General features: G+C 48.8%; 9 protein-coding genes and 2 tRNA genes. 4 read left to right on the forward strand and 7 right to left on the reverse strand.

Features of this window, described 5'->3' with window-relative positions; genetic code table 11:
• Positions 1–5: 5 nt before the first annotated feature.
• The gene (locus tag ACXIT9_RS09465; protein WP_458055987.1) at positions 6–1973 is read left to right on the forward strand and encodes a DUF389 domain-containing protein; all 1968 of its coding nucleotides are present in this window, start codon (positions 6–8) and stop codon (positions 1971–1973) included.
• Positions 1974–2405: 432 nt separating this feature from the next.
• Here ACXIT9_RS09465 and ACXIT9_RS09470 read toward each other — a convergent pair whose 3' ends face one another.
• From ACXIT9_RS09470 to ACXIT9_RS09485, 4 genes are all read right to left on the reverse strand, one after another.
• Positions 2406–2729, reverse strand: coding sequence for a 2Fe-2S iron-sulfur cluster-binding protein (locus ACXIT9_RS09470; RefSeq protein WP_458055988.1), 324 nt, complete (start codon positions 2727–2729; stop codon positions 2406–2408).
• Positions 2730–2738: 9 nt separating this feature from the next.
• Positions 2739–3743: an NAD(P)/FAD-dependent oxidoreductase gene (locus ACXIT9_RS09475; protein WP_458055989.1), complete on the reverse strand. Its 1005-nt coding sequence runs from the start codon at positions 3741–3743 to the stop codon at positions 2739–2741.
• Positions 3744–3820: 77 nt separating this feature from the next.
• Positions 3821–4264 (reverse strand): MarR family winged helix-turn-helix transcriptional regulator, encoded by a 444-nt coding sequence (locus tag ACXIT9_RS09480; RefSeq protein ID WP_458055990.1) that lies wholly within the window; start codon positions 4262–4264, stop codon positions 3821–3823.
• 95 nt (positions 4265–4359) lie between these two features.
• On the reverse strand, positions 4360–5232 hold the full coding sequence (locus tag ACXIT9_RS09485) for a toxin-antitoxin system YwqK family antitoxin (protein ID WP_458055991.1): 873 nt from the start codon (positions 5230–5232) through the stop codon (positions 4360–4362).
• Positions 5233–5365: 133 nt separating this feature from the next.
• On the opposite strand from ACXIT9_RS09485, the gene ACXIT9_RS09490 reads away from it, so the two are divergent.
• The 3 genes from ACXIT9_RS09490 (at position 5366) to amaB (ending at position 9984) form a co-directional block, all read left to right on the forward strand.
• The gene (locus tag ACXIT9_RS09490) at positions 5366–6571 is read left to right on the forward strand and encodes a pyridoxal phosphate-dependent aminotransferase (protein WP_458055992.1); all 1206 of its coding nucleotides are present in this window, start codon (positions 5366–5368) and stop codon (positions 6569–6571) included.
• 487 nt (positions 6572–7058) lie between these two features.
• The gene (locus tag ACXIT9_RS09495) at positions 7059–8120 is read left to right on the forward strand and encodes a DUF4421 domain-containing protein (RefSeq protein WP_458055993.1); all 1062 of its coding nucleotides are present in this window, start codon (positions 7059–7061) and stop codon (positions 8118–8120) included.
• A gap of 319 nt (positions 8121–8439) precedes the next feature.
• A complete protein-coding gene (gene amaB, locus ACXIT9_RS09500) occupies positions 8440–9984 on the forward strand; it encodes an L-piperidine-6-carboxylate dehydrogenase (RefSeq protein ID WP_458055994.1) in 1545 nt (514 codons plus the stop codon).
• 170 nt (positions 9985–10154) lie between these two features.
• On the opposite strand, the gene ACXIT9_RS09505 is transcribed toward amaB, so the two are convergent.
• The 3 genes from ACXIT9_RS09505 to ACXIT9_RS09515 all read right to left on the reverse strand — a co-directional run bounded on the left by ACXIT9_RS09505 (position 10155) and on the right by ACXIT9_RS09515 (position 12369).
• Positions 10155–10232: transfer RNA gene (locus ACXIT9_RS09505), tRNA-Val, on the reverse strand.
• A gap of 21 nt (positions 10233–10253) precedes the next feature.
• Positions 10254–10328 (reverse strand) — tRNA-Val (locus tag ACXIT9_RS09510).
• Between the two features lie 184 nt (positions 10329–10512).
• The gene (locus ACXIT9_RS09515; protein WP_458055995.1) at positions 10513–12369 is read right to left on the reverse strand and encodes a TonB-dependent receptor plug domain-containing protein; all 1857 of its coding nucleotides are present in this window, start codon (positions 12367–12369) and stop codon (positions 10513–10515) included.
• Between the last annotated feature and the right edge of the window lie 107 nt (positions 12370–12476).

Here is a 12476-nt window from a genome sequence, read left to right on the forward strand (position 1 = left end):
AAGAAATGAAAGGCATCACATTAATATACGATCCCGCGTTTCGGGAACAAGTAGAAGAGCAGGTGGTGCCGGCATTTGGGCCACACTTAAAGATTAAGTACCGCTACGAGGAAGCGCTGAAGCTAGAGCTCACCGAGCGCGATTTTATCGTATGCTATCTGTCCGATGAGCAGTTGAAGGTTTTTCTGCCTCAGGTGTCGGAAAATCACTGGAAGATCGGCTTTTTGCCGCATCCGAAGATGGACCAGGCGCGGCAGGGCTTCGGGGTGGAGGCGGACTTGGAGCGTGGGATCGAGCATCTGCTGGCCTCTGAGGAGGTTTTTTCGGTGGACATGCTGCTGGCGAATGAGGTGCCCGTGTTTAATACGCTGGCGCTGGGCAATACGCTGAGTGTGATGTATAGCGCCATGGATGGCAATCGCTGGCAGCGTTTCGTGCAGCGCATGCGGAATCTGGGGCGAGTGCTGAAGCAGGCCAGTCTGCATGCCATCGCTTTAGACTGGGAGAACGATAAGGAGCAGATGCGGGAGAAGCCGATCGAAACGGCGGCTTTGGGTATGGTGGTCGTACAGCATGGTGCGAGCAACTTGCTCTCTCGGAGAATATTAGAAAATTCAGCCATTAATGATGGTATGATGCATAGTTTGGTGCTGGCGCCCAAAAGCTTTGCGGAGCTTTTGGGCTTCACTTTTTCGGGGCTGCTGAGTGCGCGTAACTCGAAACGTCTTCCGAACTATGTGGCACATATTAAAACCAACCGGCTGATCATTCACAGCGCCGAGGGGGTAGAATTTTCCTTAGATGACCGCTTAATGACGGCCAAAGAGGTGGAGCTGGTGGTGAAGCGGAAGGCCTTAGACATCGTTCCGGGACGTTTGTTACGGGTAGAAAAGCGAGATCAGGGGAAGAAAGTATTCAAGACTCAGGCACTGCCGACGGGTGAGCTGCGCAAGGAGCTGATCAGCCGTAAGCTGCCGCTTACGCGTCATGCGACGACGGATGAATTTAAAGGGCTGTTTACTACACTTCGAGATAATGCACAGCTAACGCCGTCCTACTTGGTATTAATGGCGCTTTCTACCATCATCGCTACCTTTGGATTATTTGGAGACTCCTCTCCGGTGATTATCGGGGCCATGATTTTAGCGCCGCTGATGTCGCCCATCATTTCTTTAGGGATGGGGGTGCTACGGCAGGATACTTCGATGGTTCAGAATAGCATACGAACTATCGGTTTCGGAATGCTGATCGGTTATGCTTTCGCGGTAGTGATTACCTGGTTTACGCCTTTAAACACACTAAACGCTGAAATTTCTGCGCGTATCCGGCCGAATTTATTGGATTTAGGTGTGGCCGCAGCCTCCGGGATAGCGGGGGCGTATGCGCATGCGAAGGAAGAGGTGGCCAAGACGCTGGCAGGCGTGGCGATCGCGGTGGCTTTAGTGCCTCCATTGGCCGTTTCAGGCATCGGTTTAGGCTGGGGAGACCCGAATGTTTTCGGTGGCGCACTCTTATTACTGGCTACCAACTTAGCCGGCATGGTCTTAGCGGCGGCTGTGACATTTTTGATTTTGGGCTTCAGCCCTTTCGGCCTGGCCAAAAAAGGGATTTTGCTATCGCTGTTTTTAGTGCTAGTGATCAGTACACCACTGGCCTTCGGCTTTTCTAAAATGGTGAAGGAGAATAAGTTGGTCCAACAGCTTTCAAGTCGGGAGATTACCAAGGGAGTGATTCGGGATGTGCGCGTGCGCAATCTTCGTCCGCTATCTATTTCCTTCACCTTAGTGACGGAGAAGCCGCTGCGCGACGAGGAGCTTCCAGGTATTCGGGAGGAGGTGATCGAAGTGATCGGTGAGGAGGCGGAGCTGGAGCTGCGCATCGGTATTTTATTAGATAAGGCCATCGAAGAGACGCTTGAAGAGGACGACTCGGAGGGGGAGCAAGTAGACGCGGTGCGTGCTTTGCTGAAATGAAAGTGCCCTGTCAGAAGGTACGAGGCTTGCTATGCGTGGCTTCTTCCACTTTAGGTAGCGGCCAGCAACCAGGTTGATGACCTGTTTTGGGCTTTTTGAAGAAAAGAAAGCAAACGATCACAATCGAACATCAAAACGAAAGTAAAGGAAAGCAAAGGAAGCCAAACGATCACGTTTTTACGAAAAAAGGAAAGTAAACGAAAGCAAACGAACACGTTGTTACGGAAAAAGGAAAGCAAACGAACATAAGGGCTAAGGCAAGCCTAGAGAAGTAGGGGAGAGCGGCTATGGGGAGATGGTTTTTGGTAAGGAGTCGGCAACCCGTAGTTAAGGTTTTTTGATCGAAGGGGTAGGTACCCTTTCCCAAAGATGCCACATAAAAAAAGCAGCTTCACGAGCTGCTTTTTTTATGCTTTCTATTCGGGTATACTTTTAATTGTCTTCCCCTCGGAGCTTGATGACGGCGCCCTCTAGGTCTGGACTGATGCGCACCTGACAAGCGAGGCGGCTAGTAGGGAAATACTCGGGTAGGTTTTCCAGTTGGTCGAGCTCCACGTCCGTGGCCTCCCCTAAATCATCGGCTCCACCTTCCAGGATTTCCACATGGCAGGTGGCACAGAGTGCCATACCGCCGCAGGTCGCTAATACCGGATACTCGGAGGCTTTTAATATTTCCATCAGACTAAGCCCCATATCATCTGGAGCTTCTATGGCTTGCCTATTGCCCTCGTGGTCTTCTATTGTAAACGTTACCATCGTGCTGGATTAAAAGGCGTTAACTCCGTTAACGGTTGTGTATTTAAAGCTTAACTTCTGGTCTGGGTAGACATATTTAAAGGCGCTGTGCATCATGATAGCCGCCTCATGGAAGCCACACAGAATAAGCTTAAGCTTGCCTTCGTAGGTGTTAATATCTCCGATGGCATAGATGCGTTCCACCCCGGTGGAATAGTCTTTTGTGTCCACCTCGATCGCATTTTTGTCGATGCTCAGTCCCCAGTCGGCGATAGGGCCTAATTTGGGGCTCAGCCCAAAGAGTGGGATCAGATAATCAGCATCTAGGGTAAAAGCATTTTTCTTTTTATCCACTACGGAGACGCGCTCTAAATGGCTTTCACCTTCTAAAGCTTGCAGGTTAGCAGAGAGGATCAAGTCTATTTTCCCTTGGTTGGCCAGATCAAATACCTTAGAGGCGGAATCTGGTGCCCCTCGGAAGGTTTCATTTCTATGTATTAGTGTCACGCGCTCAGCCACGTCGGCGAGGAAGATGGTCCAGTCGAGGGCAGAGTCTCCACCTCCAGCGATGATGACCTTTTTATCTCGGAATTTCTCAGGGTCTTTTACCATGTAAGCTACTCCTTTGCCTTCGAATTCTTCTAAGCGGTCTAGGACTGGTTTTCTAGGTTCGAAGCACCCTAAGCCTCCTGCGATCACGATTACCTGACAGTGCACTTGTGTTTTATCACTCGTGGTTACGACGAAAGAACCATCCTGCTGTTTGGCCAGGTGGTCTACACGCTCTCCGAGGGTAAAGGTAGGATTGAAAGGCTTGATTTGCTCCATAAGGTTATCCACCAGCTCCTGGGCCTTTACCTCAGGATAGCCCGGAATATCGTAGATGGGCTTTTGGGGATAGATTTCAGAGAGCTGTCCGCCTACCTGCGGGAGGGCATCGATCAGGTGACAGCGCATTTTTAGGAGACCTGCTTCGAATACGGCAAAAAGCCCTACAGGACCGGCTCCGATGATACAAATATCAGTGGTAATCATATCGCTTTATTTATATATCGATAACCCAGAAAGGGATCGAAATGTTTGTTTACAAATAGTTCGTGCAACAATTATATTTACACATTTTCCTGATTTAGATTTTCGTAAATCGTCGTCAGGATTCTTTTGAATTCATCGAAGTCTTTTTCTGTCAAGTTTTTCCAAGCCTGCTGCCGAATTTCAGCGATTTTCGGTCGCAGGTGGCGTACCTTTTCCTCTCCTTCTGTGGTGAGCATCAGTTGAAAACTTCTGCGGTCACTGGGATGCTGCTGGCGCAAAAGGAGCTGCTTTTTTTCCAGAATGTCCAGAATTCGCGTTAAGGTGGGGTGGTCTTTACTTACCCGCAGCGCTAGTTCTGTTTGGCTGAGCTGCTCACCATCAGCTAGTTGGCGTAAAACAAGCCACTGATCCACCGTTATATCGAATGCCTCCAGTTTGAATTTCTGCTGGGCATATTGTTTAACTCTTCTGGCAGTACGATCCAAAAGAAAGGAATATTGACTGAATTGCTCTTTGGCCATGACTTCTTATGGCGCAAATATAGGGGATATATTTTACAATTAATAAAAAACCTACAAAACAGATAGGGAATATATGTTTAATACCTATGGCTATTTTAGTTTCTTCTATAGATGAGGTTCCCTTCGGTATCCCATTCGGCTCGGATGAAGGGGCGGAAGGTTTTATCGAAAGGGTTTTCCTGATACTGTATCTCTCTCTTTTTTATGGTTTTTTCGTTTTCGGTATTCCAAAATTCTGTCCAGAGTCCGACGGGTTCTCCGTAGCGGTATTCACCGATGACGGCGACTTTACCATTTTCATAAAAGTGAAAGAAGTTTCCTTCCTTCAGGTCATATTCTATGGGTGTGAGTTTTTCTATTTTGCGCGTTTCTCGGTCATAGTAGCTGACACGAGAATCTCGTGGCCAGCCTTCGCTGTAGTGCCACTTGCCGATAAGCACGCTATTTTCATCGTACTTCATCCAGATTTTATGCTTGGCGCCGAAGTAGAAATGTCCTTCCTCGAGCAGGAGTTCATCGGCGCGTTTTTCATAAGGACCATGGAGGAGGTAACCCCGCTGGGGGTCAAAGTTGCCCACACGTACTACCTTATCTCGTTTATCGAACCAGTGAATGTCTCGTATGTAAGAGTCTTGCTGTTTTTTATTGGTGGTATAGTGAAAAAACTCATATCGGTTCGCTCCTCGGTACTTTTGTCTGGTCATGCCTTTCGACGTCTTCTCTCCGAAGTAAACGTTTTTGCGTTTTTTCTTTTTTTGGGACTTCTTTTTTTCTTTGGTGGCCTGATCATCGAAGAGTAGAAGGGGAAGGGTAGTGGGAACCAGTTTATCGATTACTACGCCCGAGGAGTCTGGGTCGATACCTGGTTTCTCGTTTTTCTCGGGTGTGCTGCCTTCTTTTTGCGCCAGCGCCACATGCTGCCAGGCAAGTAGAAAGAGGGCTACAAGTGATGGATAAAGGGCTTTCATACGATATAAAACGAATGTACTTCGGGTATATTTTATGCTAAATTACGCATTCTCCCCTAATTTTTAAGAATTGTTTAGAATTAACGCTTTCTCTCCGTATTTTTGGCAAGAAAAATTTAAAAATAACCACTACATGAGTTCTATTTTATCGGATCGTATTAACCAAATGGAGGAGTCTGCTACTTTAGCGATGGCGAAAAAGGCGCGTGAACTAAAGGGGCAGGGAAAGGCGATTATCAGTTTAAGTTTAGGCGAGCCGGACTTTAAAACGCCTCAGCATGTGCAGGATGCCGCTAAGGAGGCTATTGATACAGGAAATTATTTTGCATACCCACCTGTGGCGGGCTACCAGGATTTACGTGAAGCGATAGCGGAAAAGCTTCGCAGTCAAAACGGAATCGCTCAGGCGAAGGCAGAAAATATCGTCGTGTCTACGGGTGCTAAGCACAGCATTGCGAATGTTTTTATGTGTCTGCTGAATGAAGGGGATGAGGTCGTTATTTTTTCGCCCTACTGGGTGAGTTATGCGGAGATCATCAAGCTGGCCGGCGGGGTTCCCATACTAATCGAAGGCACTCTAGAAAATAATTTTAAGGCGACAGCGGAGCAGTTAGCGGACGCGATGACGGAAAGAACGAAGGCGGTGATTTATTCCTCTCCTTGTAATCCGACGGGCTCAGTGTTTTCTGCTGAGGAGCTGCAGGCGATAGCGGATGTGGTATTGAAGCGAGAAGATGTTTTCGTGATCGCGGATGAGATATATGAGTTGATTAACTTTACAGGTGCGCATGCCAGTATCGGGGCTTTCCCGGGTATGTTCGAGCGTACCATCACAGTCAATGGCTTTTCGAAAGGATATGCGATGACGGGCTGGCGTGTGGGGTACATTTGTGCGCCGCTGGCGATCGCGAAGGCTTGTGAAAAAATGCAGGGGCAGTTTACCTCCGGGGGAACGGGCATCGCACAGCGGGCAGCATTAGCGGCCATCGCAGGTGATCGGGGCCCTTCGCAGGAAATGGAAGCTGCCTATCTAAAGCGAAGAGATTTGGTTCTAGGCTTGCTTCGTGACATTCCGGGTATTAAAACGCATGTTCCAGAGGGGGCTTTTTATTTCTTTCCAGACGTGTCTTCGTTTTTCGGCAAGCAGGTAGACGGACGTGTTATCGCAGATGCGGATGCTCTGTGCCTGTATATTTTAGAGGAAGCGAATGTTTCGCTAGTAACCGGCGCCGCTTTTGGTGCCCCGCACTGTGTACGCCTTTCCTATGCCGCCTCCGAGGAGGAATTAGTGGAGGCCTTGAAGCGCATAAAAGAAGTGCTAGAGAAGTTAGGCGAATAGAGAAGTAGTGTAAGCCGGGAAGGTTAAGAAAATCGCTGGAAGTTTTTCAGCGATTTTTTTTTGCCCACCGGGCAATTTTTTCAGTCCATTAGCAGCTTTGAGGGTCTAAAAATGCTATTCATATATGGAATTATACAGTTTAGATTAAATTGTATGCAATTTATTGTTTTAAAGAGATTTAACTTCCTAAAAATCCATCCAAAGAAGTTTGTTTTCCACGTTTAAATTTACGTATCTTTGTGACGGGTGATTAAGCGACTTTTTTTGCTTCGGTTTTTGAATTAATTTGAAAAAATGAAGGTTGTCAAGACAATTATTTTTCCCAACCTTCATTTTACCTGATATTCGTTTTTTTCGTAATGAAAGTTAGTTAGTTGAGTTTTTTTTATCATCCTCAGGTGGAACTCGGCATGTAAATTGCCCGAAAATGCTTAAAGTTTTGTACATTCAGAACGAATCCATCATCGTCTTTTGGTAGCTACTGCTTATGCCTGCGAAACATGTGCTTTTTTGGATCGTAATGCTCCTTTTGTGTTCTTTCCCACTTATGGGGCAGGAGGCGACTGTGGCCGAGTCGAACGAATTCCCATTCCGTACGGAGGCTATCTCGGATTCTACTGGAAGGGTATTTTTCGAAACCTATCCCGATGCGATTACGGGTCGTTTGTATGTGTCTAGAAAATATACGGCGCTTCAGCTGGCTGGCCCACTTCAGCAGGCGGGCCCGCGATTAGAGCCTTTTTCTACGCTTAATTTAGGGGTAGGGGCCTCTTATAAGGGGTTGACCTTAAATTTAGCTACAGGTTTTGGTTTTATGAATCCCGAAAATGGGCGTGGAGAAACTCGCTTTTTAGATCTTCAGGCGCATGCTTACCCGAAAAAGTGGGTGTTTGATTTTTTCGGACAGTTTTATACTGGTTTTCATGATCCAGCTATTCGTCTTCCGGAGGGTGATCTCCTACAGCTTCCTGACAGCCGTATTCGTAAGTTTGGCCTAAATGTGCAGCGCTTGCTCCGGCCTGAGCGGATCTCCCTGCGCGCGGCATTTTTGCAGACGGAGCGGCAGGTTCGATCAGGTGGTAGCCCACTCATCGGAGTGGAAGGGTTCGGCGGGCGTATAAGTCGTCTTCCGCTAGGGTTTAGTACACATGAGGGAGCGGATTTGCTGGCCTTAAACTTCTTTTCTTTAGGGCCAAATGCTGCCTATGCCCACACGTTCGTATGGCGCAGGTTTTTTCTGACGGGGATGTTTTCTGCCGCACTTCCGCTGAGCTACTCCCAGCAGTCCTTTCATGCGCCGAAAACCGAGCAGGAGCATGTCTTCGGTATCGGGATGCAGTTTTTTCTGCGAGGTTTCGTTGGTTATGATGCGGGTCGCTGGTCTATTAATGCCAATTATGTCCATAATCGTGTGGAGCTGCTGGCGGGGGAGCTCATGCCAATGACCTTGATGACAGGTAATTACCGGATTAATTTTATTTATCGTTTTGGGGTTAGTGAGCGGGTGTATCCCGTTGCCGAGCTTTTTAATCTGCGTCGTTACTTGTAAAGAGGAGGTGGATTTTTGGTAGAGAGGCTTACTAAGCGCGGGGTTAGCCCTGAATGAACTTTGGGCCGAAGGCCTGAAAAGAGAGAAAAATCCCGTACCTAGGGGACGATTTTCCGGCTACTCGCTTGGTTACCCCAGTTTTAGTTTTAGGCCTTCGGCCCAAAAAGAAAGAGAAAATCCCTCATTTTGGACATAAATTTCCAGTTAGTCACTTTGAAAGCTGCTGGGAGGGGCTTAGTTTTACTCACAGGCACCTTAAAAGGAGCCCTTATAAAGGATACCTCATCTATTAACTCATTGTAAATTAGCAGAAGACTTTATGGAGACACGAAATAAGATTAAGGCTGTTTTAGAACGCCTGGATATTCAAGCCGAAAATTATGGTACCTCTACCGGGAGTGAGTGGATAGCAAGTGCTGAGGCCTATTTTCCTTCCACCTCTCCCGTGGATGGGGAGCTTATCGCGGCGGTGCAGGCGACGGATGTGGCAGCGTACGCCCGCGTCATGGATCGTGCGACTACGGCTTTTAAGCAGTGGCGCACCGTACCGGCCCCACAGCGTGGTGAGGTAGTGCGTCAGATCGGCGATGCGCTACGAGCCCATAAAGAAGACCTCGGCACGCTAGTGTCTTTCGAGATGGGCAAGTCCTATCAAGAGGGCTTAGGAGAGGTGCAGGAGATGATCGATATCTGTGATTTTGCAGTCGGGCTCTCGCGTCAGTTGTATGGCTTGACCATGCATTCGGAGCGTCCTGCACATCGCATGTATGAGCAGTACCATCCGCTCGGGGTGGTGGGGATAATCTCTGCTTTTAACTTCCCCGTGGCGGTGTGGTCTTGGAATACCATGTTGGCATGGGTATGTGGCGATGTCTGTGTTTGGAAACCTTCCGAAAAGGCGCCGCTTTCGGCTTTGGCCTGCCAAAAAATCGTGGCTCCTATTTTCGCACGTAATGGCTACCCAGAAGGGATTAGCTGTTTGGTTCAGGGGGACTACCGGGTAGGGGAGTGGTTAAGTCAGGACAAGCGTATTCCCCTCGTTTCGGCCACAGGTTCTACACGTATGGGAAAAATCGTGGCAGCGACAGTGGCGCAGCGTCTAGGGCGCAGCTTACTGGAGCTAGGAGGGAATAATGCCATTATCATTAGCCCAGAGGCGGATATGGAAATCGCGATTCGTGGGGCCCTTTTCGGGGCTGTGGGCACTGCTGGGCAGCGCTGCACGACGACGCGTCGCCTGATCGTGCACAGCAGTGTATATGAGCAGGTAAAGGACCGATTGGTCGCTGCTTATGGCAAGTTGAACATCGGGAATCCGCTAGAGGAAAAGCACCATGTCGGTCCGCTGATCGATAAAGAAGCTGTCGCTGCCTACTTGAAAACCATCGATGAGGTTCAGCAGGAAGGGGGGCGCGTCCTTATCCCGGCGCGTGTCTTGGAAGGTCCTGGCTTTGAGAGCGGCTGTTATGTGCAGCCCACCATCGTGGAAGCAGAAAATCAGTATAAAAAAGTACAAGAAGAGACCTTTGCACCTATTCTTTATCTTCTCCGCTATGAGAGCTTGGAGGAGGCCATCGAGATGCAAAATGACGTGCCACAAGGGCTTAGCTCGGCGATTATGACCTTAAATATGCGGGAGGCGGAGCAGTTTTTATCTGCGGCTGGCTCGGATTGCGGTATCGCTAATGTCAACATCGGTACCTCGGGTGCAGAGATCGGCGGTGCTTTCGGTGGCGAAAAAGAAACCGGAGGAGGGCGTGAGTCCGGGTCAGACGCCTGGAAGGTTTATATGCGCCGGCAGACGAATACGATCAATTACAGTACGCAGCTGCCTCTTGCCCAGGGTATCAAATTTGATATTTAACGCAGCTTATAAAACGAGTGCTATTTCGTGTCTAGGTGCTAAGCGTCTTCTTTTCTAAGCGATTCTATGCGAGAATAGCCATAAAAAAGGGCTCTCGAAACACTTTCGAGGGCCCTTTTTCGGTTTTGGCCCCATGGGGCAAAAAAAAAGTGTAGCCGCCGCTACACCTCTGGTGGGATTTGAGGGATTCGAACCCCCGACCCTCTGCTTGTAAGGCAGATGCTCTGAACCAACTGAGCTAAAATCCCGAAATGGAAATGAAAAGAATGTGGGATTTGAGGGATTCGAACCCCCGACCCTCTGCTTGTAAGGCAGATGCTCTGAACCAACTGAGCTAAAATCCCATTCTGTTTTTTTGCTTGACCTGATGTCTTGCGTTAATTGGTATGCAAAGGTAGGTTTAAAGCGCTAAAATGCAAACAGCACTGTGAAATATTTTGTGTTTGACGAAATAAGCTCTTGATAATGAGAAATAAAAAAGTGAGCAGGAGCTGTAGAGGGAAACTCCATAGGCTCCTGCTTACTTTTTTATAGGTCAAATAAATTCAAGGTAAGTCCCATTCGGAACCAGCGTCCGGGCATTTGGACGAAGCCGGCCTCGATATACTCTGTATTGGTGATATTAGCAATTTCTGCAAAGCCACCCCATCTGCGTAAGCGCCCTATGTCCATGCGTGCATCCAGTAAGAAGTAGGGGTCTAGGGCGAATCTTTCGATATAACGTGCCTTGACGTTTACCTCCACGAAATTTTTATAGGAGGTTTGTACGCCACCGATCACCTGATGGCGTAGGGAAGTAAGTGTATTCCGTGATTCCAGTTCAGGACGCTGGTTGAGATCGGCATCGATGTAGTTATAGCTAAGCGAAATTTCGTCGATTCGAAAGTTGCCGATCCCTTCTCGGATTCCATAGGCGAGGCCCAGTTCGATACCATTAAAGCGCACTTCACTGACATTATCGGGTCTCCAGGGTGCGGGTGCCTGTCCAGGAGCCGCAGGGGCGCGTGTGTAATCGATCAGGTTACGGGTGTCGCGGAAGAAGTAAACCGCTTCAGCACGCAGGCGTTCGCCGCTATATTTATAGCCGACTTCGAAGTTATAGGCTTCTTCCGGTAAGAGCTCTGGATTAGAGATATTGCTGGGGTCTACGTAATAGAGTTCGGTGAAGGAAGGTATACGGAAGCTCACGCCATAGCTGCTGTAAAAACGTCCTCTTTCGGAGGCTTGGAAGCCGATTTCTGCCCCTGGGAAGGCTCTCCAGCCGAATTCATCGTAGAAATTCGCATAAACCCCGGCGCGAGCATCCCATCGGTCGAGGAACTCTACCCGATGCTCACCGAATACACCCAGGAAGTAGCGTTCACGCTCTCCTAGGTTGGTACTGTTTAGCTGCTCGCTACGTCCTTCTACCCCGAATCCTGTACTTCCGAGGCTGCTTGTGTAGCGACCGTTCAATTCTAATGCGTAAACATCGCTAAGGTGGAGATTCGTAAAAAATTCAGGTTCCTCGCGTCGCAGGCGAAATTCATCATCGTTTCTTCTCCAGTAGGCTCGGGTCTGCAGGTACAGCCCGCCATCGCGGTAGGTGTGGCTGAGGGAGGCCAAATAGGTGGAAACAGCCTCCCACTGGTCGGGAAAGGCATCCGTGTAGAAGCCATTCGCCCCGAAATCGCGCTCCGTATAACCGAGCATGGTGCGCCACTCGTGTTTTCCGCCTGTAGTGATCCCTCCTTCATAGAAAAGGTTGTTTACGGTGAAATCCGAGTTGTACCAGTGTCCATTACTAGCATCATGGCTGAAGCTGATGGTCTGTTTGTAGGCGCCTACCGGCAAAGAAAGTACTGCGTTCGCTCCCCGCATACCGAAGTCTCCGCCGAAGAGCTGTGCCTGCAGGCTTTTTTCCTCTGGAAGGCGCGTGATGATGTTTACAGCTCCGGCAAAGGCATTCTGACCATAGATGCTGCTGCCGGGTCCTTTTAAGACATCCACTTGCTGGATGGCCATGAGCGGCACCGGGATATTCATCATGTGATGCCCTGTCTGTGGGTCGGTGAGCTTAATACCATTTAACAGCATGAGCGTCTGCTCGAAAGAACCCCCGCGGATCCCGATATTTGCTTGGACACCACTTACGCCCCGCTGTCGTACATCCACTCCTGGGGTAAAGGAAAGTACTTCTTGCAAGCTGCGGGCCGGGGTCGTTTCGATCGCCTTTCGCGTGATCACAGAGACATTCCGCGAACTTTTGTTGTAGGGGATTTCTAATCTGTTTTCCTGGATGGTGACTTGGCCCAGCTGGACGACCACACTATCCTGCTCATGGCGCGCCTGGAGGATTCCGGAAAATAGGAGGCAGCAAAGCCCCGTGAGTAAAGGTTTTTTCATGGAATTCTTTCAAAGATGTAGCCAAAATTAGGGGGTATTTAGTCTACATTCTAATAAAAAATTGTATTTAATTTCAGTGTAGTACAATTTTATTTTTTTATGGTATT

The sequence above is a fragment of the Nitritalea sp. genome (genome assembly GCF_054166705.1).